Raw genomic sequence first — 23,839 nt, forward strand, 5'->3', positions numbered from 1 at the left:
GAAGTGGTGCGTGTGGCGCAGAAGGTCAGAGTCAAGGTCGACGACCGAGAGCTCACGCTGACCAACCTCGACAAGGTGCTGTATCCAGAGTTCGGGTTCACCAAGGCCGAGGTGATCGACTACTACAGCCGCGTCGCCCCGGTGATGATCCCCCACCTGAAGGGCCGGCCGGTGACCGTCAAGCGTTATCCCGGGGGTGTGGACCAGCCGTTCTTCTTCGAGAAGAACCGGCCCGCGCACACGCCCGACTGGGTGCGCACGGCCACGCTGCCCGCTCCGGGCAGCACCAAGGACCGCGAGACCATCGACTACGCCATCGTCGACGACTTGCCCACCCTCGTCTATTTGGCGGGACTGGCCGCGCTTGAGTTCCACACGCCGATGTGGCGGGTCGACGAGCAGGGCCGCGCGCAGCAGCCGGACACCATGGTCTTCGACCTCGACCCGGGCGCGCCCGCGACGATCGTCGAGTGCTGCCAGGTGGCGCTCCGGCTGCGGGAGGTCCTCCAGGAGGACGGCCTGGACGCCTGCCCGAAGACCAGCGGCAACAAGGGAATGCAGGTGTACGTCCCGTGGTCCCACCGGTCCGAGAACCCCTCGGAGTACTCCAAGGCCGTGGCGAGGCGACTGGAGAAGGAGCGGCCCGACGAGATCGTCAGCCAGATGGCCAGGAAGCTGCGTCCCGGCAAGGTCTTCATCGACTGGAGCCAGAACAACCCCGCCAAGACCACCGTCACCCCTTACTCCCTGCGCGCCAACCGGATCCCCACCGTCTCCACGCCGATCACCTGGGAGCAGGTGGAGGGCTGCGACCGGCCGGAGGACCTCGTGTTCACGGCCGGGGAGGTCCTGCGCCGGGTCGAGGAACTCGGTGATCTGATGGTGCCGCCGGAACGGAGCGCGACCGGTGACGGGCCTTAGGCTGGACGCATCGGGGTATGGAGCGGGGCGAGTCCAAGCCCGCCGCAACGGAGGGGACCGAAATGTCGGAGATGGATCTAGGCGGAGATGAGCTCTCACTCGACTCACTCGAGCCCCTCGACGACGTGGCCGATGCCCTGGAGACCGAGGTCCCCGAGGCCGACGCCATCGAACAGCATCTGACCATCCGCGATGACCAGCGCGAATGGCCGTTGGAGATCCCCTACGACGTCGATCCGGCGGACGCCGCCGACCAGGAACGCACGGTGGATATCGGCGACGACGACTATCGCTGACCTGGTTACCCACGCGTAGGATGTGAACCCCGAACCGGATCCACGGGAACGAGGACAGGCGCACCTGCCTGGCCGGCGGAGATCCGACGTCAACTCGATCAGCAGGAATCGGAGCGCGGTCACCGATCGTGCCCCGCGCGAACCGGCCCCAAGGAGAATCCCGTGACCGCTACCCCGGATGCCAAGCCCCGGGGCACCCGGCTGCCCCGGATGGCCCGCCGCCGGCAGTTGCTCAACGCGGCGCAAGAGGTCTTCGTGGAGAACGGTTACCACGCGGCCGCGATGGACGAGATCGCCGAGCGGGCCGGAGTCAGCAAACCCGTGCTCTACCAGCACTTCCCCGGGAAGCTGGAGCTCTACCTGGCGCTGCTCGACCTCCACGTCGACGACATGGCCAACCGGTGTCGAGAGGCGCTCGCCTCCACGACCGACAACAAGCAACGCGTCCAGGCCGCGATCGGAGCGTTCTTCGACTTCGTCTCCAGCCAGGGCGAGGCCTTCCGCCTGGTCTTCGAATCCGATCTGCGCAACGTCGCGCCCGTGCGCCAGCGCATGGAGCGCTCGCTGCGCGAGAGCGCCGAGATGATCAGTCAGGTGATCCAGGAGGACACCGGCTGCTCCAGCGACGAGGCCCACCTCCTCGGTGTCGGCCTGGTCGGCATGGCCGAGGTCAGCGCGCGCTACTGGCTCGCGAGCCACGGTTCCATCCCCAAGGACGTGGCGACCCAGCTCATGGCCCGTCTGGCCTGGAGGGGAATCGGCGGCTTCCCCCGCACGACGTAGCCCCCGGCACCACATCGTTGTTCGCTTCGCGCGATCAACAGGGGTTACGGGGCGCCCAGGGAGGACGATGAGAGCGACAGCACTCATCGCAGTCGAAAGGGACCCCGATGGAAGTAAAGATCGCCGTGCGCTCCGTGCACCGAGAGATCATCGTCGAAACCGAAATGTCCGCCGATGACGTGGAGCAGGAGCTGCGCAATTCGCTCGCCGCGGACCGCGGGGTCTTCTCCCTTACCGACACCAAGGGCAGGCGCGTCGTCGTCCCCGTCTCCGCGCTCGGTTTCGTCGAGATCGGAGAGGACGAGTCACGCGTCATCGGCTTCGGCGGCACCCTTTGAGCCTGGCGCTTTGGGGGGCATGGGCTCCCCAAAGCGTCGGCGCGGATGCGGATCGCCGTGGCCTCAGAACAGGCCCGTGCACTCCTCGCGTGAGGCCAGTGAGCAGCCACACGGGCGATGGAACCGCCGGACACCATCTCTCTTGTGGATGACGGCCGGGCAGTCCGCGCTCCCCCTGCGTAGCACAGGCCGCGAGGTCCAGCGATTGGGTCCACATCTCATCAAGGAACTGCCGTAGCGGCGCGAGGCCCTCATGTCTCGAACGCTACAACCGCTCGGGCCGTTCGCGCCGCTCGATCACCGGACCAGATTGGCCAGGAATCCGAAACCTCGCCCCTCTAGGGCCCGGGAACCAGCCCGAGCGCCGCCATCCGCTTCCCGTGCTCCTCGGTGAGCCGGGCGAACAGCCGCCCGATCTCCACCAGGTCGCTGTCCAGGCCCCGTACGGGCGGACCCTCACGGCCCGCCGCCGGCCCTGTCTCCGCATCCGGCTCCGGCGAGGGCGTCGCCGACGCGGCCGAGACGAGCAGCAGCGCCAGATCGGGGCGGGCCGCGGCCATGCGGTGCCCCTGGCTCAGCGCCTCACCGACCATGCGCCGCGCCCACAGGGCGAGCCTGCCGGTGAGCTGAGGGTTCTCGGCCAGCGCCGCGCGGACCCGTTCGACCACGAACTCCGACCGGACCTCCTCGGCCAGGACCTCGTGTACGAGCTTGCGCGTCTCGGGATCCACGTGTCGCGCGGCCTCGCGGTAGAAGTCTCCGGCGATGCCGGTACCGACGTAGGCCTTGACCAGGGCCTCCAGCCAGTCTCCCGGCCGTGTCTGGGCGTGCCAGTCATCGAGGGAGGACACGAACGGGGCCATGGCCTCCTCCGGATCGGCGCCGAGCCAGGACAGCCGGTCGCGAAGGAGGCGGAAGTGGGCGTATTCGGCGACGGCGAGGCCGCTGAGGGCGGCCCGGTCATTGAGGGAGGGGGCGAGAGTGGCCGCGTCCTCGGCGAGCCTCAGGAAGGCGGTCAGCTCCGCGTACGCGAGGACACCGAGTAGATCGACGACGCCGGCAGGGGTATCACTCATGGATGCAGCGTACGAGTTCCCCGACGCCCCCCTGAACCCGGCAGGACCGGCCGTGACCCCCCTCAAGACACGGCGACCTCCCATACGGAACACCAAGAAAACGGATCGCTCTTGTGGTATCGAGTACACTGCCCTGTAAGAGTGCGACCGCAGTATGTATTCAGGGAGATCATCACCTGATAGCCCCCGACGCGAGCTACAGCCGCGGCGGTCGCCGAGACGAGATGAGGGTTGGCTTTTCCGCGCGGACCCGGCACGAGCACATCGGCCAGCGGTCCCGGAAGCCCGCCTTCGCAGGAGACCTAGGCAGGCCGAGCTGACCACGTTCCGAGACCTTGGAGTCATACCCGAGATCGCTGATGCCCTCGAAACCGAGGGCATCATCTCACCGTTTCCCATTCAAGAGATGGCCCTTCCCCTCGCGATCAGCGGACAGGATGTCATCGGCCAGGCGCGCACAGGCACCGGCAAGACCTACGCCTTCGGCGTGGCGATGCTGCAGCGCGTCGGCAAGCCCCGCAAGAACCGCAAGAAGCCGCGTGGTCTCGTCGTCGTCCCGACGCGCGAGCTGGCCCTGCAGGTCACCGAGGATCTCGTGGTCGCCGGCGGCAAGCTGGGCTCGCGCATCCTGACGGTTTACGGCGGGCGGGCGTACGAGCCCCAGATCGAGGCCCTCAAGCAGGGTGTGGACGTCATCGTCGGCACGCCCGGCCGCCTTCTCGACCTGGTGAACCAGAAGCATCTCGACCTCAGCCAGATCTCCATGCTGGTCCTCGACGAGGCCGACCGCATGCTCGACCTGGGCTTCCTGCCCGACATCGAGCGCATCATCAAGCTCATCCCGGCCGAGCGGCAGACCATGCTGTTCTCGGCGACGATGCCGGGCGAGATCGTCACCCTGTCCCGCCGCTACCTGTCCCGGCCGACGCACGTGCGCGCCGAGAACTCGGACGCCGACGGCGAGGACGTGTCGAAGACGACCCAGTTCGTCTGGCGCACCCACCGCATGGACAAGATCGAGATCGTCGGCCGCATGCTGCAGTCCGAAGGTCACGGGCTCACGATGGTGTTCTGCGAGACCAAGCGCGCCTGCGACATGGTCTCCGAGCAGCTCAGGGAGCGCGGCTTCGCCGCCGCGGCCGTGCACGGCGACCTCGGGCAGGGCCAGCGCGAGCAGGCGCTCCGGGCGTTCCGCAGCGGCAAGATCGACGTTCTGGTCGCCACCGACGTGGCCGCGCGAGGCATCGACATCGACGACGTCACCCACGTCGTCAACTACGACTGCCCCCAGGACGAGAAGACCTACGTCCACCGCATCGGCCGCACCGGCCGGGCCGGTCGCACGGGTGTCGCGGTGACGTTCGTCGAGTGGGAAGAGCTCACTCGCTGGAAGGTCATCAACAACGCTCTCGGCCTCGACTTCGCGGAGCCGGTCGAGACCTATTCGACCTCCCCGCACGTCTTCACCGACCTCGGCATCCCGCAGGGCACCAAGGGCGTGCTCCCGCGTGCCCAGCGGTCCCGCGCGGGACTCGAGGCCGAGCAGATCGAGGACATCGGCGAGACCGGGCGGCACCGTTCGCGCAAGGAGCGCGACGACCGCACCGAGCGCGCCGACCGCTCCGAGCGCCGGGAACGCCCGGCTCGCAACCGGCAGCGCCGCCGCACCCGTGGCGGCCAGTTGGACGCGCCGGTGGCCGCCGACGCAGCGGACCTCGCCGAGTCGCAGGCCCTCGCGCCCGCCGGCATGGCCGTGGAGGGCGACATCCTCGCCCCCGACACTCCCCAGGCCGTCCAGGTGGTCCCGTCCGCCCAGGCCCCCGAGGCTTCCCAGGCCGTCCAGGTCCCGTCCGTGCAGGCCCCCGAGGCCACGCCCCGCAGGCGCAGGCGCGTCGCCCAGGCGAGCCCGGCGGCGACCGTGGCGCCCGCGCCCGCCGACGTGGACACGACGCTGCCCGAGCAGGCGCGGCTCGTGGAGTCGGTGAGCGCGCAGCCCGCGGACATCGTGCGACCGGAGCCCGCGGCGGTGCCGTCCGAGGCCGTCGCGGAGGCGGCCGTCGCGGAGGCGGCCGTCGCCGAGGTGCCGGCACCCCGGCGTTCCCGCCGTGGCGCGAACAAGGCGGCGCTGTCCGAGGCGCTGTCCGAGGCCGCCACGGAGATCGGATCCACAACGATAGAGGACGGCGGCGCGACCGCGCCCGTCGCCCAGGAGGCGCTCATCAACACCGACGAGTTCGAAGCGACGGCGCGGCGTACACCCGCGCCCGCCGTCCGAGAGGCGCCTGTCGCCCGCCACGAGCCGGAGCGCATCATCCCGCCCTCCGCGTTCTCGATCATCTTCCAGTCGCCTGACCTGGCGACGGACGACGATGTGGCGCCTTCCGCGGCATCCGAGCGCGTGCAGCAGCGCCGCCGGCCGACGCAGCGGCCCCGGAGGAACTGACCAGCCGGCGTATGAAGGACCGCGGCCGAAGCGGTGAGAACGGCGGGAAGCCCTCGCGGGCGGCCCGCCGTTCGAACGACGCCCTCCGGCAGAGGTGAAGCACCATCCGATCAGGTGAGAGAGTGCGAAGTCAACCACGCGACCGACGTAGAGCGTTTGACGGTGTTGCCGGGATGAGTCCTCAGTATTGTGGTGCCGCGTGAGTACGCCGCGCTTCCTGTCCCTGCCTCCTGGTGTCCGTGCGCAGCAGATCGAGACGCCCGTGGGCACCTTCGCGGCTCTGGAGGCGCTGCCCGTCCGCGGCGTCCCCGAGCGGTGGCCCGCGCTGCTGGTTCCCGGTTACACCGGCAGCAAGGAGGACTTCCTCGCGATCTTCGAGACGCTCGCCCAGGCCGGGCGCCGTGTCGTCGCGATCGACATGCGCGGTCAGTACGAGACCGAGGGGCCCGACGATCCGTCGGCCTACACCTGCGAGGCCCTCGGTGAGGACATCGACAACATCGCCTCCGTGGTGGGCGGCGGCGAACCGGTCCACCTGGTGGGCCACTCCTTCGGCGGCCTCGTCACGCGCGAGGCGGTGATCGGCGGAGCCACCAAGCTGGCTTCGTACACGCTGATGAGCTCCGGGCCCTCGGGCATCACCGGCCCCCGCGAGAAGGCGTGCCGGGTGATGCTGCGCGAGCTTCCCGAGGTGGGGCTCGAGCACCTCTGGACCCACCGCCTGGAGCCGGAAGCCATCGTGGCCGGGGTTCCCGACGACGTCCTGGCCTTCCTCCGCAAGCGGTTGTTCGCCAACTCGGCCACCGGCCTGATCTCGATGGCCGAGCAGGTGCTGGGCGCCCACGACCGGATGGACGACCTCAGCGAGGTCGAAGTGGCCATCCTGGTTCTGTACGGGGAGCACGACGACGGCTGGTCGCCCACGATCCAGGCCGAGATGGCGCACCGCCTCGACGCCGACTGCGTCGTGGTGCCCGGGGCGCTGCACTCCCCGGCGGTCGAGGCTCCGGAGACCACGGCGCACGCGCTCACCCGCTTCTGGAACCAGGCCGAGCGCAGGCTGCTCCACAACGGCTGATCCCCGGGGCGGCCCACGGCCCGAACGGGGGCGCCGGCACCTGATCGGACCCGTGTTGGACGATCTGTCGAATGCCATGTAATCATTTACTTACTATGACCGGCATCGACGAGATCGTCGTCCAGCCACCGCACACCGCGACCTGGCTGGTCCACATCGACCGCTCCATGTGGGTGGGAGGCGTGCGCGGGCTCATGCTCCAGGCGCTGCACCCTCTCGCGATGCGCGGCGTCTGGCAGAACTCCGACTTCCAGGAGGATCCGTTCGGACGCCTGCGCCGCACCGCCGACTTCGTCGGCCGCGTGACGTTCAGCAGCCCCGAGGAGGCCGACGAGATCGGCCGTCGCGTGCGGGGCATCCACCGCTGCCTGCGCGTCGCCGACCCGGGCACCGGCAGGTCCCACCGCGTCGACGATCCCGAGTTGCTGCTGTGGGTCCACTGCGCCGAGGTCTCCTCCTACCTGGAGGTGGCCAGGCGGGGCGGGCTGCGGATCACCGACGCCCAGGCGGACCGCTACCTCGGCGAGCAACGGCGCAGCGCGACCTACGTCGGCCTGCACGAGGAGGACGTTCCCGGCTCTCTGGGCGAGATGCGCGACTACTTCACCGGCATGCGGCCGAGCCTGCGGGTGATCCCCGAGTCGGCCGCCACGGTGCGCTTCCTGCTGTGGCCGAGGATGCCCCATGACCTGCGCTTCCTCACCCCGGCCAAACCGGCGTACTTCCCGTTCGGAGCACTGTGCTACTACACGCTTCCCCGCTGGGCCAGGCGGATGTACGGCGTGCTGCCCGAGGTGCCGCGGGCGACCGTGACGGCCGCGCTGCGGGCGTTCCGGCTCGCCATGAACTCGGTTCCCGAGACGGTGCACGACCACGCGTTCATGCCGGGCACCCGTGACATGCTCGCCGGGGCGCGCGAGCGCCTCGGCGGCGCGGGCTACGACGTGAGCAAGGGCCTCAAGGGCCTGACCGATCCCCGTCGATGGCCATCCGGGCTCCGGCCGACCGGCTGAGCGGGCGCCGGTAGGCGAACGGCGCCGCTCGTTCCTTCCCGCCGATCCCGGCGTCGCCGTGATCGCTGCCGACCGTCACCTCCCCACCCGGCCCGGTTTCGTCGGTGAGCTCCCGGATGAGGTGGTGGTCGGGCGACAGGGAGCAGGCGGGGTCGGTGCGCTCCGGCCGGCCGGTGATCGCGTACGCCTGGCAGCGGCAACCACCGAAGTCCACGTCGCGCCGCGGGCACCCGGCGCAGGGCCCCGACATCCAGGCCGTGCCCCGATAGGCGTTGAACGCCTCGGAGTTCTCCCAGATCCACCGCAGAGCCCTGTCGCGCACGTTCGGGAACGCGAGCCCGGGGAGGGCGTAGGCCCCCGGACAGGGCAGCACGGCGCCGTCCGGGGCCACGGTGAGCGACACCGCGCCCCAGCCCCCCATGCAGGGTTTCGGGACGCCTTCGAAGTAGTCGGGGACGACCCAGATCAGCTCGACCTGCCCGGCGAGTCTGGCCCGCCAGACCCCGACCCTGTCCTCCGCGCGCCGAAGCTGGTCGCGCGTCGGCAGCAGCGCGCCCCGGTTCCGCAGCGCCCAGCCGTAGAACTGGGTGTTCGCCAGCTCCACGCGCTCCGCTCCCCACGCGACGCCGAGCGCGATGATCTCGTCGATGGAGTCGAGGTTGTGCCGGTGCAGCACGACGTTGAGCCCGAACGGCAGGCCCGACTCCCGTATGGCCAGCGCGGCCCGCTCCTTGGCCGCGAACGACCGGGCGCCCGCCAGCAGGTCCGACGCCCCGGCCGTCGCGTCTTGGACCGAGAGCTGGACGCTGCGCAGGCCCGCGCCGGCCAGCTCGTCCATCCGTGAGCGGTGGAGACCCACACCGCTGGTCACAAGCTGGGTGTAGATCCCCGCGCCCTCGGCAGCCGTGACGATCGCGGCGAGGTCGGCGCGCAGCAGCGGCTCGCCGCCGGACAGGTGGGCGTGCACGACGCCGAGCGCCGCGGCCTCGGCCATGACCCGCGTCCAGTCCTCCGTGGACAGCTCGCGCGAGCGACCGACCAGCTCCAGGGGGTTGGAGCAGTACGGGCAGTGCAGCGGGCAGGCGTGGGTGAGCTCCGCCAGCATGGCCCACGGCGGAGAGGTCATCGAAGCCATCCCTCTTCGCGCACCCGGCGCAGGAACTCCGGCACGTCGTCCGCGACGGGAGCATCGGGGAAGGCGGCGCTGAGCTCACCGACGATCTGCGTGACGGTGCGGCTGCCGTCGCACAGCCGTACGACGTGGGCGGCCTCGCCGTTCAGCACGACGACGCGTTCGGGCATGACCAGCAGGTCCGCGTCCCGTACGGCGTCGTGCCGCAGCAGGATCGAGGACGCCGGCACGGGCCGCCACCCGGGGTCCACCAGACCCGCGACCCCGGTGTCCCTCGCACATACCCCATCCGGCCCGCCGGCCGCCGCTTTCAGCGGGTCCGTCGCCGCCGGGCCTGTCACCCGTACTCCCGGTCGACCGCGTCCAGCAGGGCCCACAGCACGTCGCACTTGTAGGCGAGCGCCGCCACCGCGCTGTCCTGGGCGGCTCGGTCGCGCGCCCAGTCGAGGACCAGTGCGAGCGCCTCCCCGCCGTCCCGGCGGCCCTGGGTGACGCGGTCGCGGAAGTACCGCAGCCCCTCGGGCTCGATCCAGCCGTAGTGGCGCTCGAAGGCGTCGATACGGGTGCGCATGAGGCCGGGGGCGAACAGCTCGGTCAGCGACGCGGCCACGGCCTCCACAGGGGTGCCGAGGCGGCACAGGGTCACGTATCCCTCGACCGCGAGCCGGACCCCCGGCAGCACGCCCTGGCCCGACAGCAGCGTTTCGCGATCGAGACCGGCGGCCTCGCCGAGCCGCAGCCATCGCTCGATGCCGCCCTCGCCCGCCCGCCTCCCGTCGTGGTCCTGGATGCGGCGGATCCACACCCGCCGCAGCTCCGGGGTCGGCAGCTTGGCGAGGACGAGCGCGTCCTTGACGGGGATGTGCCGCTGGTAGTGGAACCGGTTGAGTATCCAGCCGCGCACCTCGTCGGGTTTCAGCTCACCGGCGTGCATCCGCAGGTTGAACGGGTGCCGATGGTGGTAACGCTCGGCGGGGACCGCACGCAGCCGGTCCTCGAACTCCCCGGCCGTCCAGGACTCGGCGTTCACAGCTCGATCCACGCTCCTTCGGCCGCCACCTCGATGCCCAGCTCGGCCAGCACCCGGTGTTCCGGCGCCCCGGGGTCGATGAGGGGGTTGGTGTTGTTCAGGTGGGTGTAGAGGACCCGTCCGGCGAGCCCCGCCAATCGGTCCGCGGTGCGCTCGATCGGCAGGTGGCCCATCTCCGTGGCGGTGCGCTCGGAGATCCCGGTCCTGCGGGGTTCCTCGTCGTCCCAGAAGGTACCGTCGATGATCACGCAGTCCGCCACGGCGAGCGCGGCGTCCAACTCGGGAGTCCAGACGCCCATGGCCGGGGCGTAGACCACCACCTTGCCGCTCATCCGGTCGGCCAGCCGAAGGGCCACCACCCAGCCGCTGCCCGGTCCCTCGGCTCGGACCGTGCCCTCGGCGCCGGCCGCGTACCTTGGGCGCTTCCCCGAGATGGGCACCGCGCCCGCCTCGACGCCGGCGCCGAGCGGCTCCGAGCCCGAGAGCGGCAGGTCGTGCCAGCTCAGTCCCGCGTACGGCGACAGCACCTCTCCCAGCCGTAACCGCTCGGTGAGCGTCCCTCGCACGGCCGGGGTGGCGCGGATCTCCAGTTTTTCCGCCTCACGCAGGCGGGCGACGCCCAGCGTATGGTCAAGCTCGGCGTCGGTGAGGATCACACCGGCGAGCGGTGTCTCCCGGGAGCCCGGGCTGGGAAGCAGCCCGTCACACCCCTCGATCTGATCGGCGATGTCGGGCGTCGCGTTGACGATGTGACACCGTCCCCGTTCCACCTCGACGGCGAGGGAGGCGTGCCGGCGCCGGCGCCCCGGGTGGGCGCGTGCCCCGGTGCATCCGGGACACGCGCAGTTCCACTGGGGGACGCCGCCGCCCGCGGCGGTACCGAGAAGCTGCAGACGCATCGTGTACCTCGCAAGCGGCGGGCGGTCACCTGGTCAGGAAGTAGGCCGACATCTCCATGGACGCCTCGACGATCTGGTAGTCGGGCTTGTGCCAGGTCATCTCCTCGCCCTTGGGCTTCTTCCCCTTTTTGTGGATCCTCGGTGGCTGCCGCTTGCTCTGGTCCTTCGGTTCCGCCATGAGCCGGCACCTGCCTTCCGTGCTAGAGGGTTACACATGTTATGACTGGCGCTACCGACCATTGTCAATAACTTTATGCGGAAGACATCCGATCTGTACGGCGGACCTCCGCACCCTTGGACAAGGTTTCGCCGTAATCACGGTTTTTCATCGGAGGTATGGCCGACGGCCTCAGGACTCGTCTTTACGCGGCCCGCTGCCACCGTGGAGGACTCGTCCACCAGCGACTGGCCTCAGGCAGGGTCCCCCAGGCCGTCCCACGGCTGGTGCGGGGTGCCGGCCGCCTGGCCCTCCGGGCAGTGGCGGCGGTAGTCGCACCAGGAGCAGATCGGGCCCGTCCTCGGGGGGAAGCCGGCGTCGATCTCCGGGGGGACCGGTGCGGGGCCCGCCGGGGCCCACGACGACGACCGGGACGCGCGTGCCGACACGGGCTCTCCCCGCCACGCGCGGTAACGCTCGTCCGCCTCGGAGGCCTCCAGGGCTATCTCCTCGGCGCGCCCGATATGGCGGCGGAGGGACTCGTCGGTGTGCTCCCACTCGACGATCGAACCCGTCGGGACGTGGTGGAGCTCCACCTTGTGGCACGGACGGTGCATCACGCGCGACGACGCCACCGCGTAGATCGCCAGCGCGAGCGACGAGCGGGCGTCGTCCTCGGTCAGCGGGCGCCTGCCCGTCTTGTAGTCGACCACCACCAGCTCGTCACCGCGCCTGTCGAGCCGGTCGATGCGCCCCGAGACCGCGATGACGGACGTGCGGGTGGCCACGGTGCGCTCGACGCCGACCGGCTCGTCGGAAGGGTCGAGGGTGCTCGTGTAGCCGAGGACCATGGCCCGTGCCCGGTCGCGCCACATCGTGGACTGCTCCTGGTCGCGGAAGCCCTCGGTGATCCAGCCCTTGGTGAGCAGGATCCCCGCCATCGCGGTGGTCCTGCGCTCGTACGGCTCGCGCCACCATCCGGCCAGGGCGTTGTGGACCGAGGCGCCGACGCTGTTGTGCGCCCACGGCGGCCCCTTGGCCGGGGCCGGGCGGTCGAGGTAGGTGAAGCGGTAACGCCGGGGGCAGTCGAGCCAGGTGTTCAGCCGGGACGGCGTGCATGAATAGAGCCGCCTGGGCATGCCTTCCAGGCCGAGTTGCCCCACAGTGAGCCTCTCTCCTCGCCCCGGAAGGCCTAGGCCGCCGGGAAAGGCGGCGGATCACACGGCACGGACGCCCGCCGGGTCACTCGTCGAGGTTGAGCTTGATGCCCGAAGCGCGCGTGCCGTCGGCGAGAGGGCCCTCGGCATCCGCCGCCGTGTCGCCTCCGGTGAGGGACCCGGCGAGCCAGGCGTCGAAGTGCGGCTCCTGCTCGGCGATCGTGGTCTCCTCGCCATGGGCCGGCAGCACGCGGGTGTCGGCCGGCAGCGTGAAGAGCCGCTCGCCGATCGCCGTGAGCTGGTCGGCCAGCCGGGGATACTCTCCGCCGAGCTTGCCCGGGCCGTCGGCCAGCAGCGTCTTGCCGGTGAAGACCGCGTTCAGGGCCTCGACGTAGAGCGAGACGCCGCCCTGCGTGACGCCGGGCGTGGCGATGACCTCAAGCTCGACGTCGGCGACGCCGAACAGGCCCTCGTCCTCCATGTCGATGTCGGGATAGGTCTCCTGCCAGGTCTCACGCCAGAGCTGGCGGTCCTTGCGGTTGAGGGCGATGACCGCCTCGTCGCGCGCCGCCACCTCGATGGCCCCGCCGACGTGATCGGCCAGGCCGTGGGTGCAGATGACGGCGAGCACCTCTCGCTCGCCTACGCTGGAAAGGATCGCCTCCGCGTCGCGCGCGGGGTCGATGACGATGACCTCCTCGTCGTCTCCCACGATCCAGGTGTTGTTCTCGACCTTGTATTCGGCGCCGTCGATGTTCACGACGCCCTCGGTCACCACTCGCTCGATACGCGCTGTCACGGCCACGACCTTACCGAACACTTGCGCCCGTCTCGATAAGCAAACCACTGACGTAGGTGACGAACCGGGTGGAACGCCAGATTCTCGGCGCGCGACGGGCCTGTCCGGCTCACGGCTCGTTTTCGAGACGGGGCGAGAACGCGCCGTAGGGCAGGTCGAGATCCTGGTCCTGGTCTCTCAGGTCGCGCAGGCTGAGCTGGGCGAGCTCGACCAGGCATCCGGCCTCCGACGGCCAGCCGATGACCCACAGCCAGCTGCCCATGGCCTCGCCGACGTACACGGCCCGATCGGAAGGGCCCTCGACCCACCACAGCGGCGTGGGATGCCCAACGGTCTCGACCTTGACGTTGGGCGGACCGGAGTCGAACCCCGGGCCCGGATCAGGACCGTCGAGCCCGGCGAAGGCGGCTCCCAGCCCCACGCCCGGCTCCTCCGCCACGATGACGAGGTCGGCCGGGCCGTGGGTGACAGATGGCCCCGACACGGCCACCACCCCGGCGCGGGCACCGCTGTGTTCCTCCCCCGCGTCCCCGAAGCCGGTCACCAGCCACCCGGCCGGCAACGGCCACGGTAGCCAGAAGGGGACCCGGGAATCCCCGCGCACGACGTCGAGCGCCTCGTTGGACGGGCGTCTGGACATGAAGGGCAGGACGGCGCCGTGCACGCCGCAACGCCAAGCGCTTGACCAGGCGCTAGGTGGGCGTAGCGTACCGAAACACCGAGGGCAGGTGGGCGCGGCTCTCACAGTTATCCACGGTGCTTCCGTCCACGCGGATAAGTCAAGGGCCATCCCGTTATCCCGGCGTAATCTTGGCGTATGCGCGTGAGGTGCGTGGGTGGAATCGTCGTCGACGGCGCCGAGCGGCTGCTCCTGATCCGGCGCGGCCACCCGCCGGGTGAGGGTCTGTGGTCCCTCCCGGGTGGGCGGGTCGAGCCCGGCGAGTCCGACGCCGGCGCCCTGGAGCGCGAGCTTCTGGAGGAGACCGGCCTGTCGGTGTCCATCGGCGAGTTGGCGGGCACCGTGGAGCGGCCCGGTCCCGATGGCGTCGTCTACGAGATCCACGACTACTTCGCGACGGCCGCCGAAGGCACGCCACGACCGGGCGACGACGCGGCCGACGTGGGGTGGTTCACCCGAGGTGACCTGGCCCTGCTCCCGCTGACCTCCGGGCTCCTGGACACCTTGATCGCTTGGCGCGTCGTCCGTGCCGAGGCCGGCTGAGCCTCCGCGGCGGCCCTCCGTCCTCCGTCAGCGGCTGAACGTCGTCCGCCACAGGGTGAGGTGGTCGGAGGTGTAGGTGGTGGAGCGGCCCACGGCGACGACCTTGTCACCGATCACGGCGATGGCTCCGAGCCACTGCGCGCCGTCCCCGGTCATGCCGTCTCCGGTCAGGGTGTGACGCTGCCAGTCGTGGCCGTCCGCGGAGGTCCACACCGTGCTGTCCCCGCTCGCGGGCGAGCCGTAGGACCCCACGGCGACCAGGCCGGACTCCGAGGCCGCCAGGTCCAGCGCCGTGGCCGCGGCGTCGGCGGGCAGCCAGGAGTACTGCCAGGTGACCCCCTCGTCCCCGGACACGGCGGCGAACGGCTGCTCGACTCCCTTGTCGTTCATCGCACTGCCCACGGCCACGACGGCGTCACCCTGGAGGACCACCCTGCGCAGGCTCGCCGATCGAGCGCCCTCCGGGATCACGCGCTTGCGGGCGCTCCAGTTCAGCCCGTCGTCGGACACCCAGACCACGCCGGACGTACGGCCGGCCGTGCCGGACCCGCCGACCGCCAGATACCCGCCGGAGGTCGCGACCACGTCCTCGATGCGCACGTCGGCGCCGCCCGCGGGGAGGCTCTGGGGCGCGGCCCGCGAGTAGCGCCGCAGGTCGGCGGAGAACCACAGCGCGGCCACCACCCCGCCGGGACCGCTGTCGTCGCCCGCCAGCACGTATCCCTTGGGTCCGGCCGCGACCACGCGCGGCACCACGGCGTACCGCCCCGAGGCGGCGAGCGCGGGCGACTGCGGCGCCGGACGCCAGGAGCGGCCGTCGGTGGAGGTGGCGAGCAGCGGCTTGACGAACGCCGAGTCGGCCGTGGTGCTGCCCACGGCGAGCCAGCCCTGGGGACCGTGCGCCACGTCGTTCAGCGACTGCCTGCCCGAGCCACCGAGGGCGGGCGAGCCCGCGGCCTTCCAGTTCTGCCCAGTGGAGCTGGTCCAGATGCCGGCGTCGCCCTTGACCGAGCCGACCGCGACGAAGGAGTCGCCCGCCGCGACCAGGGAGCTGGTCTCGCGAGCCGATCGGGTCAGCCCGCTGATCTCCGCCAGCGGGACCGGGGCGGCGGGCTTGCCCTTGGCCGCCGTCATCAGCACCGGCAGGTTGTCCAGACCCCCGGCCCGCTGATCCCCTGCGGCGACCAGCGTGCCCGCGTCGGTGATGGACAGGCCGCGCAGCGTACCCGGGATCTGCCCGAGCTCGGTGCTCTCGGTCCAGTTCTTGCCGTCGCCGCTGGTGAAGACGCCGTACCTCTCCCAGCCCGACTCGACGACCGCCGCCACCCCGTCCGCGGAGGACGCGAGGCCGCGCACGCCGGTCGCCTCGCGCCCAAGCCCGCCGATCACCCCGCACTGGCGCCACTCGTCTCCGAGGTCGGAGCAGTAGACCCGGACATCACCGGCGTTGGACTTCTGCAGGGTCGGCACGAGCAGGAACCCCTTGCTCGCCACCGCCAGCGCGCCGGGCTCGGGCCGTACGCCGGGCAGCGCCGCAGCCGTACGGAGCCAGGTCCTGCCACCGTCCGGCGAACGCAGGATGACCGAAGTGGTGTCCCCCTTGCCCGGATCGGCCAGCGCCACGACCGCGTCTCCCTTGGCCACCACGGCCCGGATCGCCCGCACCTTGTCGGTGGCGCCGATCTGGCCGGTGTCCACGCGGCTCCAGCTCAGCCCGTCCGGAGACACCCACGCCACCGGGCCGTACCCGCCGTCCTGGAGGGTCGTGGAGCCGACGGCCACGAAACCGCCGGCCGTCCGCGCCAGGTCCGTGATCCGATCACCGCTCCAGAAGACCGAAAGTCGTGAGGGGTCGACCGCCGTCCAGGAACGCCCGTCGGTGCTGGTCCACATCCCTCGCGCGGCCGGGCCGGTGCCGGGGGTCTCGGTCCCGGCCGCGAGCCAGCGACCGGAGCCGCCGGTGACGCGCCCTGCCGACCCCGCCGGCTGGTAGCCCGAGGCCCCGGCCACCTTGCCGAGCTCCCAGGACTTGCCGCCGTCGGTGGAGACGAGGAACAGCGGGCGCGGCACCGGGCTGGTGGTGTCGCTGCCCACCGCCACGACCGTCGAGCCGACCGAGGTCACCGCGTTGAGCACCTGGCTGGAGCCGTTCCCGCTGGTGCCGGGCAGGGCCGCGAACGCCTGGTCGCCTGACCCGCCGTCGCCCGCGGCCAGCCGGAGCCCTGAGCTGGTCGGGGAGTTCAGCCAGTTCACGATCCCGAGGCCGATACCCGCGGTGGCCAGCAACACCACGGCCACGATGACCGGGGTCAGCAGGCCGCGCCCGGAGCCACGCTGCCGTGGCTGACGCGGTTGGCGGGCGGGGCGGGTGGTGGCCTGATCACGGTGGTGGCGGCCACGCCCGCCGCCACGCGGCCGGGGCGGTCCGGATGCCACGAGGATGTCGGGACGGGAGGGGCGGGCGGGACGTTCCGCCGGGGGCCTGCCTATCCGCTCTCCCGTGGAGATGCCCTGGCCTGGCCGGCGGCCACGCCCGGAGGGAGGGTCGGGCTCGGGCCTGATCTCGGGCTCGGGCTCAGGTGCGGGCTCGGATTCGGGTTCGGCCGTGATGCTTGGCTGGACCCTGATCCCCGGCCTGTCCTCGGCGGGCGGGTAGGGCGCGGGTGGCGTCGCGGCCGCAGGCCTGGAGGGGACGGGAGGGCGGCGAGGCGGCCCCGAGGCCACGAGCTTGTCGGGACGGTTCACGAGCCGGCGGGGTCCCCACGCGGGCTCGTCCGGTCTCTGGTCGCCCGGTCCTTGTTCGCCCGGCCTCTGTGAGGGCTCTTCCGCGATCTCGTACGGCGACGTGGAGGACCAGCCGGGCGGCTCAGGAAGCCGCTCCGGGGACTCGCGGCCCGCGCTGTGGCGCGGCTCCGAACCGCCGCCGTACGGCCGCGCGTACGGATGGCGCCCGGCGGAGGGCTGACGGGGAGGCTCGGCCACGGGGTCCTCAGGGGTGGGGCCCTCATCGGGGGTCGGCGCGCCGAAGGGCGGAAGGGCCCACGGCGAGTCGAGCGGGAGGCCGCGGGAGCGGCTGTCCGCGGGGTCCGGCGGAGAGTGGTGCAGCGTCGGGGGGGATGGGTGGGCCTGATGGGACCCATATGAGTGTGACGTGCTTCCGTGGTCGGCGCCGTCATCCGCCGACCACCATGACGAGCGCGGGTCGTGGGGGCCCGAGGCCACGCTCAGCACCTCCTCGTCGGCAGCCTAACCCAGTCTGAAGGCCGAGATTCGGGACCGTTCCACCGAACTCCAGCGCATCCATCGCATAGACAACAGATCACCTGCGATCGTACCGATACCCATCCCATGCCCAGTGATCACATACCGGGACGGATTGGTGGCCGCTCTCGCCCTCGCCGCCAGCGCGCACCTCCCTGGGGCCGACTGCCGACCCGCACACACTCCAGGGCAACACGCCGAGGGCCCTTCTGGCGAGACCTCTCTAGTCAGATTTATCTAGAGACCGTCTGAATTGCCCGCTTCTGGGCGATTATTACGACCACAACGGTGAAGAAGGCCAACTGGACCACGGTTCCGGACAGCGATTGCCAGGGCACCGGACCCTGCCGCAACGCGTCCCCCAGATCGCCGGAGGCCGCGGCCGGCAGGAAGCTCACGACGTTGTTGACCACATGCAGCGCGATGGGGGCCTCCAGGCCACCCGTACGGATCGCGAGCCAGCCCATCAGCGCGCCGAAGCAGAACACGTCGATGATGCCCCAGTCGGTATAGGCGTGCAGCGAGGTGAACGCCGCCGCGCCCAGCAGGATGCCAGGCCACGGGTTGGCGAAGTAGGCGCCGAACGCCTGGAGCACCCAGCCGCGGAAGACGTACTCCTCCGCCGCCGCCTGGAACGGCACGAGCAGCAGGATGACCAGCAGGCCGGGAAGGAACCGCTCCCAGCCCACCCAGCCGAAGAGCTCCCCGAGATCCTCGCCCGTCACGGCGAGCGTCGTGATCATCGCGGCCTGCCCGAGCATGAGCGCCAGGAAGGCCACCCCGAGGCAGACCAGCAGCCACCGCCACCGCAGCCGCCCCTCCACGGACGACAGAGTGCCCGGCGGGCGGCGCTGGACCAGCCACGCGGTCCCGAACACCAGCGGGAGGACCAAGGCGATCGACAGCAGCAGCACCGTCAGCTCGAACACCGGGTCGCCGAACAGCCGCTCCCCCCGCATGACCAGCGGGATGCCGATGATCGAGGCGGCGATCATGCCAATGAAGATCACGAAAAGCCCGATGGCCACGAACCCCACGGCGACGACGACCGTCCCGACGAGGGGCCGCCACCAGCGATGCAGGGGCGTGCGCGCCAGGTGGTCGTACCGCGTTCCCGGCGGCGGAGGCACGACCCACGACACCGGCGCGGGCGGCGTCTGCCAGGGCTGCGGCCCGGGGTAGTACGGCTGGCCGGACGCCGGGTAGGGCCGCTGCCCTGGCGCCGCGTCGTACGGCTGGGTCGCCGGCGGACGGCCGGTCCCCGAGGGCCCCTGTTCCGGCCGGGGATGGTGCGGCTGTGACGGATCGTGCATACCAGCCATTCTCCTCACGGCTCCGACGGGTCCGACGGCTGGCCGCCTCCGTACGTCCTCGGCAACTGGTTCCGCGCGCTATGCGCATTTCTTCATAGACACCGTGCCCCGGGCGGGCCAACCTGCAAGCACAGACCAAACATTCAGGAGCAGACAATGAAACGGCTAGGGCCTTTACACACGCTGGCAGGGGGAGCGGTCCTCGCCGTCGGACTCGGCGTTCTCAGCATGCAGACCGCCCCCGCCGCCGACAACGCGGCCGCTTCCTCCGACGCGCCGGCCGCCAAGGCCACCACCTCGGTGGCGCCCGAACCCACGGCCTCGGCGAGCGCCGCCACGGAGGCCGCCGACCCGACCCCCAAGCGCGCCGACTACGCCGGCGTGGCCCAGGGCAACGGCGGGCTGGTCGCGCTCTCCATCAAGAACGGCAAGGCGATCGCCTACTTCTGCGACGGGCGCATCGAGTCGTGGCTCAAGGGCACCGCCGAGAACAACACCGTCACGCTGAGCGGCAAGGGCTCGCTGATCACCGCCGCGCTCGGCGACGGCAAGGCGCAGGGCAGGCTCCAGGTGGGCAAGGCCAAGTGGCGCTTCAGCGCCCCGCTGGTCAAGAAGCCCTCCGGCCTCTACCGCGCAAGCGCCATCGTCCGCGGCGCCAAGGTCACCGGCGGCTGGATCATCCTGCCCGGCGGGCGGCAGGTGGGGCTCATGGACATCGACGAGCGCCAGTACCCGGCTCCCAAGCTCACCCCTGGCTCCCCCGTCAACGTCGACGGGACGGAACTGCGGCCCGAGGACACCGACGCCTTCATCGACGACCTCTGACAAGGACCCTCTCCCATGACCATCCCCCAGCCCCAGCAGCAACAGGCTGTGCCGAAGCAGAACTCCGCGCCCTACCTCATGCCGCTCCTCGTGGGTGGCCTGGTGGCCGTCGCCCTCGGCGTGTACGGCCGGGCACACACGCCGACCGGATACGCCGTGGGACTGTCGGGTTTCACCGGGGCCCAGGCCATGAAGTCCTGGCTGGCCACCGGGACGTTCGTACTCGCGATCGTCCAGGTGGTCTCCGCCCTGGCGATGTACGGCAAGCTTCCCGGCGTACAGGCGCCCTCGTGGACCGGCACGCTGCACCGGTGGTCGGGACGCGTGGCGTTCCTGCTGTCGGTGCCCGTGGCCTTCCACTGCCTGTACGCGCTCGGCGCGCAGTTCGACGTACCGCGCGTCCTGATCCACTCGCTGCTCGGCACCTTCTTCTACGGCGTCTTCGTGGCCAAGATGCTCTCGCTCCCGAAGAAGGGCCTGCCCGGCTGGACACTCCCCCTTCTGGGCGGGCTGGCCTTCACCACGCTCACCGGCCTCTGGCTGACGTCGTCCTTCTGGTTCTTCACGACCTTCGGTATCACGTTCTGACGGCGTGACCGAAGCGGCGGGCACCTTTGCCCGGCGTGCCGCCGGCGAGTCGCGGAGGGGCGTCTCGTAGGCGGGGCACGGGGTTCCGTGCGCGGGCGCGTATGCGTCCCGAACGTGGCGCGGGTGTCCGTCTCAGGCGGGCGTGTCGAGGCTCTTTTCCCGTGAGAGCCCGGCCGCCCGCCCCTTTGCCGCCACGACCAGTGCCATCTTGCACGAGGCCTCGTCGATCATCTCGTCGCCGAAGCAACCCGGCCGGGGGTTCCAACGGCCGGTGAGGGTGCTCTGGGAGGAAGGCGGGATTCGGGTGGAGGGAAGGTCGGCCAGAGGTGGCCCCGACTCACCCACCCGCCCCCAGGCTCGCCGCCGTACAACGGCGCCGACTTCGCCGTACTGCCCCCCACCGCATCGGCGCCGCAATACGCGACCCAGAGCAGCACGCTGCCAGTAGGCGGGCCGCCGGAGAGGGTCCTCTGGAAAGACGGCCGGATTCGGGTAGAAGGAAGGTCGGCCAGAGGTGGCCCCGACTCACCCACCCGCCCCCCAGGCTCGCCGCCGTACAACGGCGCCGACTTCGCCGTACCGCCCCCCACCGCATCGGCGCCGCAATACGCGACCCCAGGCAGCACGCTGCCAGTAATGGGGCCGCCGGAGAGGGTGCTCTGGAAAGACGGCCGGATTCGGGTAGAAGGAAGGTCGGCCAGAGGTGGCCCCGACTCACCCACCCGCCCCCAAGCTCGCCGCCGTACAACGGCACCGACTTCGCCGTAGCGCTCCCCACCGCATCGGCGCCGCAATACGCGACCCAGGCAGGACGCTGCCAGTAGGTGGGCCGCCGCTTACCCCGGCTGGCAGGTCAGGGCGTGAAGGTGAGCCGCCGCTTACCCCGGCTGGCAGGTCAGGGCGTGAAGGTGAGCCGCCGCTTACCCCGGCTGGCAGGTCAGGGCGTGGAGGTGAGCCGTCGCATGCCTTGGATGGAAGGGCACGGCCTGGTGGTCGTAGGTGGGGTCGATCGATTGCCTGTGCCCGGTAGGTCATGGTGTGGGTGGGAAGCAGGCGGGTTCCCCGATCAAATGGGTGCCGGGTGGGACTCCAATAGAACGATCAACACTCAACCGGGAAGCCTGCCAACGGTGGTTCTAGTCATGGTGGACGTGCCGGCCTTGTCCGGTGGTGAAGAGGTTTCGTGAAGGCCATGCCCGTGCCCTGACCGGCCCGCCCACCCGACCGAGTGCTCACCCGCTTAGCCTGCCCGAGTGCTTACCTGCCTGAGCGCCCGCCCGAGCGCCCGTACGACCTCAGGGTCAACGAGCCCCTGGAAATCGACGGCGCCCGGACTCGTGGCGCGAGTGAGAAGACGCACGCGCGTTTCCAGCGAGAGCGAGACGAGACGGGGGCGGGGCGGGGCGGGACAGAACGGGACGGTGGGCAAGGATCCGGCGGAGTGTTAGCGGCGGGCAGGGGATCCGGCGGAGTGTTAGCGGCGGGTGAGTTTCCAAGCGGCCGGGAGCAGGCCGGCGGCGGCCAGCACCTTGAGGCCGTCCCCGATGAGGAACGGCACGACACCCGCGGCGAAGGCTGCGGGCAGGTTCATTCCGGTCGCCAGCATCAGCCACGGCACCCCGACGGCGTAGATGAGCAGCGTGCCCAAGGTCATCGTCGCGAGGGTGCGTATCGGCGTGCGGTCGCCGCCCCTGCTCGCGAGCGCCCCCACCACCGAGGCGGCGAGGACGAAACCGACCACGTAGCCGAGCGTGGCATTGCCGCCCGACGGCGCGAACCACGGCACGCCGAGCTGCCCGATCGCCAGGTAGAGCGCCATGCCGAGGAAGGCACGGGGCAGGCCCAGTGTGGCACCGGCCAGCAGGACGGCGAAGGTCTGGAGCGTCAGGGGGACGGGGGTGCCGGGCAGGGGGATGCTGACCTGCGCCGCCAAACCGGTGAGACCCGCCGCGGCCACGACCAGCGCGATGTCGCGGACGAGCCTTCCGGGAATGAGGTCGGACAGTACGGCGGGACGAACCGCTATGGATGCGTCAGTCATGTCTATCTCCCTTTACCGATGCTTGCTATCCATTGTCCGGACCGTGACCAGGAAACCCCTAGGGATCCGCGCCAAGAACAGTAGGTCCCCTTTGTGACTGCGCCACAGGTGACCCCCGGGCTCGAGGAGGCGATCAGGGGTTACCCAGCCGCCGGTGCCGGGGGGGCTCGCCGGGTATGAGGGGTGACTGCGTTGCCGGTGACCTGTCCTGCTTCGGGCGTTCAGGGGATATCCAGCCGCAGATGTCCGCTTAGGCTCGCCGCGTGGCAGGGTCTGCGCCGCCCGTGCACTCCGGATTTTGGGCGGTCAGAAGTACTGCGCCGAGAGTGCCCGCTCACTCCGGTTTTTGGGCGGTCAGGGGTACTGCGCCGAGGGTGTCCGCTCACTCCGGATTTTGGGCCGTCAGGGGTACTGCGCCGAGGGTGCCCGCTCGGGCTTCCCCGGCGGGCAGGTTACGGTGTTGCGCATGCGCTCCCGTCGTTCCTGTCTCGCGGTTCCCGGCAGCAATCCTCGATTCCTCGACAAGGCCCAGGGCCTTCCCGCCGACGAGGTCTTCCTCGACCTGGAGGACTCGGTCGCCCCGCAGGCCAAGGAACAGGCCAGGAAGAACATTGTCGAGGCGTTGCGCACCGGTGACTGGGCGGGCAAGATCCGCGTCGTACGGGTGAACGACCTCTCCACCGCCTGGACCTATCGCGACGTGATCGAGGTGGTCGAAGGGGCCGGCGACAAGCTCGACTGCCTGATGCTGCCCAAGGTGGAGGACGCCGCCCAAGTGGCCTGGCTCGACACGCTGCTCACCCAGATCGAGAAGACGATCGGGCTGCCGCTCGGGGGCATCGGCATCGAGGCGCAGATCGAGAACGCCCGCGGGCTGGTCAACGTGGACGCCATCGCCGCCGCGTCCGGACGGCTGGAGACGCTGGTGTTCGGCCCGGCCGACTTCATGGCGTCGATCAACATGAGGACACTGGTCGTCGGGCAGCAGCCCCCCGGTTACACCGAGGGTGACGCCTACCACTACGTCCTGATGCGGATCCTCATGGCCGCGAGGACGTACGACCTGCAGGCCATCGACGGGCCGTACCTGCAGATCAAGGACCTGGACGGATTCACCAAGGTGGCGCGCAGGTCGGCGGCGCTCGGCTTCGACGGCAAGTGGGTGCTCCACCCGACGCAGATCGAGGCGGCCAACGAGGTCTACTCCCCGGCGCAGGAGGACTACGACCACGCCGAGTTGATCCTGGACGCCTACGAGCATGCCACGACGGTGGACAAGCGTGGCGCGGTGATGCTCGGCGACGAGATGATCGACGAGGCCTCGCGCAAGATGGCACTGGTCGTGGCGGCCAAGGGGCGGGCGGCCGGGCTCTCACGGACCAAGAGCCTCGACACGCCCGCCTGAGGCGGACACCCGCGCCGCTTCCGGGACGCTCTTCGCGTCCCGGCGTACAGAACCCGGCGACG

23 protein-coding genes and 1 pseudogene are annotated in these 23,839 nt (G+C 70.8%); 11 read left to right on the top strand and 13 right to left on the bottom strand.

The window, feature by feature from the left end; genetic code table 11:
* Positions 1 to 12: 12 nt before the first annotated feature.
* The 4 genes from ligD to ABD810_RS24095 all read left to right on the top strand — a co-directional run bounded on the left by ligD (position 13) and on the right by ABD810_RS24095 (position 2,338).
* A complete protein-coding gene (gene ligD / locus ABD810_RS24080) occupies positions 13 to 921 on the top strand; it encodes a non-homologous end-joining DNA ligase (protein WP_344944591.1) in 909 nt (302 codons plus the stop codon).
* A gap of 17 nt (positions 922 to 938) precedes the next feature.
* The gene (locus ABD810_RS24085) at positions 939 to 1,217 is read left to right on the top strand and encodes a hypothetical protein (protein ID WP_344944594.1); all 279 of its coding nucleotides are present in this window, start codon (positions 939 to 941) and stop codon (positions 1,215 to 1,217) included.
* Between the two features lie 162 nt (positions 1,218 to 1,379).
* Positions 1,380 to 2,000 carry a TetR/AcrR family transcriptional regulator gene (locus ABD810_RS24090; RefSeq protein ID WP_214412694.1) on the top strand — a complete coding sequence of 207 codons (621 nt, stop codon included), beginning with the start codon at positions 1,380 to 1,382 and terminating at the stop codon, positions 1,998 to 2,000.
* Positions 2,001 to 2,107: 107 nt separating this feature from the next.
* On the top strand, positions 2,108 to 2,338 hold the full coding sequence (locus ABD810_RS24095) for a DUF3107 domain-containing protein (protein WP_344944601.1): 231 nt from the start codon (positions 2,108 to 2,110) through the stop codon (positions 2,336 to 2,338).
* A gap of 338 nt (positions 2,339 to 2,676) precedes the next feature.
* Here the strand turns inward: ABD810_RS24095 and ABD810_RS24100 are convergent, their stop codons facing one another.
* A complete protein-coding gene (locus tag ABD810_RS24100; protein WP_344944604.1) occupies positions 2,677 to 3,414 on the bottom strand; it encodes a ferritin-like fold-containing protein in 738 nt (245 codons plus the stop codon).
* 406 nt (positions 3,415 to 3,820) lie between these two features.
* On the opposite strand from ABD810_RS24100, the gene ABD810_RS24105 reads away from it, so the two are divergent.
* The 3 genes from ABD810_RS24105 (at position 3,821) to ABD810_RS24115 (ending at position 7,948) form a co-directional block, all read left to right on the top strand.
* Positions 3,821 to 5,857, top strand: a complete 2,037-nt coding sequence (locus tag ABD810_RS24105; protein WP_344944606.1) for a DEAD/DEAH box helicase — start codon at positions 3,821 to 3,823, stop codon at positions 5,855 to 5,857.
* A gap of 199 nt (positions 5,858 to 6,056) precedes the next feature.
* Entirely contained in the window at positions 6,057 to 6,935 is an 879-nt protein-coding gene (locus tag ABD810_RS24110; protein WP_344944609.1) for an alpha/beta fold hydrolase, read from the top strand.
* A 95-nt stretch (positions 6,936 to 7,030) separates the two neighbouring features.
* On the top strand, positions 7,031 to 7,948 hold the full coding sequence (locus ABD810_RS24115; protein WP_344944612.1) for an oxygenase MpaB family protein: 918 nt from the start codon (positions 7,031 to 7,033) through the stop codon (positions 7,946 to 7,948).
* On the opposite strand, the gene pqqE is transcribed toward ABD810_RS24115, so the two are convergent.
* The 8 genes from pqqE to ABD810_RS24155 all read right to left on the bottom strand — a co-directional run bounded on the left by pqqE (position 7,893) and on the right by ABD810_RS24155 (position 13,912).
* Positions 7,893 to 9,074 carry a pyrroloquinoline quinone biosynthesis protein PqqE gene (gene pqqE, locus ABD810_RS24120; RefSeq protein ID WP_344944615.1) on the bottom strand — a complete coding sequence of 394 codons (1,182 nt, stop codon included), beginning with the start codon at positions 9,072 to 9,074 and terminating at the stop codon, positions 7,893 to 7,895. The genes ABD810_RS24115 and pqqE overlap by 56 nt on opposite strands.
* Positions 9,071 to 9,421, bottom strand: coding sequence for a pyrroloquinoline quinone biosynthesis peptide chaperone PqqD (pqqD, locus tag ABD810_RS24125; protein ID WP_344944618.1), 351 nt, complete (start codon positions 9,419 to 9,421; stop codon positions 9,071 to 9,073). Before pqqD ends, pqqE begins: the two co-directional genes overlap by 4 nt.
* Positions 9,418 to 10,110: a pyrroloquinoline-quinone synthase PqqC gene (gene pqqC / locus ABD810_RS24130; protein WP_344944621.1), complete on the bottom strand. Its 693-nt coding sequence runs from the start codon at positions 10,108 to 10,110 to the stop codon at positions 9,418 to 9,420. The genes pqqD and pqqC overlap by 4 nt, the downstream gene beginning before the upstream one ends.
* Positions 10,107 to 11,009, bottom strand: coding sequence for a pyrroloquinoline quinone biosynthesis protein PqqB (gene pqqB, locus ABD810_RS24135; RefSeq protein ID WP_344944624.1), 903 nt, complete (start codon positions 11,007 to 11,009; stop codon positions 10,107 to 10,109). Before pqqB ends, pqqC begins: the two co-directional genes overlap by 4 nt.
* A gap of 25 nt (positions 11,010 to 11,034) precedes the next feature.
* The gene (locus tag ABD810_RS24140) at positions 11,035 to 11,187 is read right to left on the bottom strand and encodes a hypothetical protein (protein WP_344944627.1); all 153 of its coding nucleotides are present in this window, start codon (positions 11,185 to 11,187) and stop codon (positions 11,035 to 11,037) included.
* Between the two features lie 233 nt (positions 11,188 to 11,420).
* A complete protein-coding gene (locus ABD810_RS24145; RefSeq protein ID WP_344944630.1) occupies positions 11,421 to 12,329 on the bottom strand; it encodes a RecB family exonuclease in 909 nt (302 codons plus the stop codon).
* A gap of 79 nt (positions 12,330 to 12,408) precedes the next feature.
* The gene (locus ABD810_RS24150; protein ID WP_344944633.1) at positions 12,409 to 13,122 is read right to left on the bottom strand and encodes an MBL fold metallo-hydrolase; all 714 of its coding nucleotides are present in this window, start codon (positions 13,120 to 13,122) and stop codon (positions 12,409 to 12,411) included.
* Positions 13,123 to 13,231: 109 nt separating this feature from the next.
* On the bottom strand, positions 13,232 to 13,912 hold the full coding sequence (locus ABD810_RS24155) for a DUF6758 family protein (protein WP_344944637.1): 681 nt from the start codon (positions 13,910 to 13,912) through the stop codon (positions 13,232 to 13,234).
* Positions 13,913 to 13,939: 27 nt separating this feature from the next.
* Here ABD810_RS24155 and ABD810_RS24160 point away from each other — a divergent pair, with 27 nt between their 5' ends.
* Positions 13,940 to 14,344 (top strand): NUDIX hydrolase, encoded by a 405-nt coding sequence (locus ABD810_RS24160; protein ID WP_344944640.1) that lies wholly within the window; start codon positions 13,940 to 13,942, stop codon positions 14,342 to 14,344.
* A 27-nt stretch (positions 14,345 to 14,371) separates the two neighbouring features.
* On the opposite strand, the gene ABD810_RS24165 is transcribed toward ABD810_RS24160, so the two are convergent.
* Positions 14,372 to 17,326, bottom strand: coding sequence for a beta propeller repeat protein (locus tag ABD810_RS24165; RefSeq protein ID WP_344944643.1), 2,955 nt, complete (start codon positions 17,324 to 17,326; stop codon positions 14,372 to 14,374).
* A gap of 512 nt (positions 17,327 to 17,838) precedes the next feature.
* A complete protein-coding gene (locus tag ABD810_RS24170; RefSeq protein WP_344944644.1) occupies positions 17,839 to 18,918 on the bottom strand; it encodes a CPBP family glutamic-type intramembrane protease in 1,080 nt (359 codons plus the stop codon).
* A 156-nt stretch (positions 18,919 to 19,074) separates the two neighbouring features.
* Here ABD810_RS24170 and ABD810_RS24175 point away from each other — a divergent pair, with 156 nt between their 5' ends.
* Together ABD810_RS24175 and ABD810_RS24180 are read left to right on the top strand one after the other, a co-directional pair.
* Positions 19,075 to 19,743: a hypothetical protein gene (locus tag ABD810_RS24175; protein WP_344944647.1), complete on the top strand. Its 669-nt coding sequence runs from the start codon at positions 19,075 to 19,077 to the stop codon at positions 19,741 to 19,743.
* Positions 19,744 to 19,758: 15 nt separating this feature from the next.
* On the top strand, positions 19,759 to 20,331 hold the full coding sequence (locus tag ABD810_RS24180; RefSeq protein ID WP_344944649.1) for a DUF6529 family protein: 573 nt from the start codon (positions 19,759 to 19,761) through the stop codon (positions 20,329 to 20,331).
* A 132-nt stretch (positions 20,332 to 20,463) separates the two neighbouring features.
* On the opposite strand, the pseudogene ABD810_RS24185 reads toward ABD810_RS24180, so the two are convergent.
* Together ABD810_RS24185 and ABD810_RS24190 are read right to left on the bottom strand one after the other, a co-directional pair.
* Positions 20,464 to 20,571 (bottom strand): annotated as a pseudogene (locus ABD810_RS24185) (CoA ester lyase); the annotation flags it as partial.
* 1,234 nt (positions 20,572 to 21,805) lie between these two features.
* On the bottom strand, positions 21,806 to 22,372 hold the full coding sequence (locus ABD810_RS24190; RefSeq protein WP_344944652.1) for a biotin transporter BioY: 567 nt from the start codon (positions 22,370 to 22,372) through the stop codon (positions 21,806 to 21,808).
* A gap of 466 nt (positions 22,373 to 22,838) precedes the next feature.
* Between ABD810_RS24190 and ABD810_RS24195 the strand changes: the two genes are divergently transcribed.
* Positions 22,839 to 23,777 carry an HpcH/HpaI aldolase/citrate lyase family protein gene (locus tag ABD810_RS24195; RefSeq protein WP_344944655.1) on the top strand — a complete coding sequence of 313 codons (939 nt, stop codon included), beginning with the start codon at positions 22,839 to 22,841 and terminating at the stop codon, positions 23,775 to 23,777.
* The last annotated feature ends 62 nt before the right edge of the window (positions 23,778 to 23,839 follow it).

Origin of the sequence: Sphaerisporangium flaviroseum, from assembly GCF_039537005.1 — a bacterium.
In the GTDB taxonomy this organism is placed as follows: Bacteria; Actinomycetota; Actinomycetes; order Streptosporangiales; family Streptosporangiaceae; genus Sphaerisporangium; species Sphaerisporangium flaviroseum.

Bases quoted from the DNA above. Each gene is read 5' to 3' on its own strand.
- ABD810_RS24085 (WP_344944594.1), top strand. From the start codon at position 939: ATGGAGCGGGGCGAGTCCAAGCCCGCCGCAACGGAGGGGACCGAAATG.
- ABD810_RS24095 (WP_344944601.1), top strand. From the start codon at position 2,108: ATGGAAGTAAAGATCGCCGTGCGCTCCGTGCACCGAGAGATCATCGTC.
- ABD810_RS24100 (WP_344944604.1), bottom strand. From the start codon at position 3,414: ATGAGTGATACCCCTGCCGGCGTCGTCGATCTACTCGGTGTCCTCGCG.
- ABD810_RS24105 (WP_344944606.1), top strand. From the start codon at position 3,821: ATGGCCCTTCCCCTCGCGATCAGCGGACAGGATGTCATCGGCCAGGCG.
- ABD810_RS24115 (WP_344944612.1), top strand. From the start codon at position 7,031: ATGACCGGCATCGACGAGATCGTCGTCCAGCCACCGCACACCGCGACC.
- pqqE (WP_344944615.1), bottom strand. From the start codon at position 9,074: ATGACCTCTCCGCCGTGGGCCATGCTGGCGGAGCTCACCCACGCCTGC.
- pqqB (WP_344944624.1), bottom strand. From the start codon at position 11,009: ATGCGTCTGCAGCTTCTCGGTACCGCCGCGGGCGGCGGCGTCCCCCAG.
- ABD810_RS24140 (WP_344944627.1), bottom strand. From the start codon at position 11,187: ATGGCGGAACCGAAGGACCAGAGCAAGCGGCAGCCACCGAGGATCCAC.
- ABD810_RS24155 (WP_344944637.1), bottom strand. From the start codon at position 13,912: ATGGCCCTTGACTTATCCGCGTGGACGGAAGCACCGTGGATAACTGTG.
- ABD810_RS24160 (WP_344944640.1), top strand. From the start codon at position 13,940: ATGCGCGTGAGGTGCGTGGGTGGAATCGTCGTCGACGGCGCCGAGCGG.
- ABD810_RS24170 (WP_344944644.1), bottom strand. From the start codon at position 18,918: ATGCACGATCCGTCACAGCCGCACCATCCCCGGCCGGAACAGGGGCCC.
- ABD810_RS24175 (WP_344944647.1), top strand. From the start codon at position 19,075: ATGAAACGGCTAGGGCCTTTACACACGCTGGCAGGGGGAGCGGTCCTC.
- ABD810_RS24180 (WP_344944649.1), top strand. From the start codon at position 19,759: ATGACCATCCCCCAGCCCCAGCAGCAACAGGCTGTGCCGAAGCAGAAC.
- ABD810_RS24190 (WP_344944652.1), bottom strand. From the start codon at position 22,372: ATGACTGACGCATCCATAGCGGTTCGTCCCGCCGTACTGTCCGACCTC.
- ABD810_RS24195 (WP_344944655.1), top strand. From the start codon at position 22,839: ATGCGCTCCCGTCGTTCCTGTCTCGCGGTTCCCGGCAGCAATCCTCGA.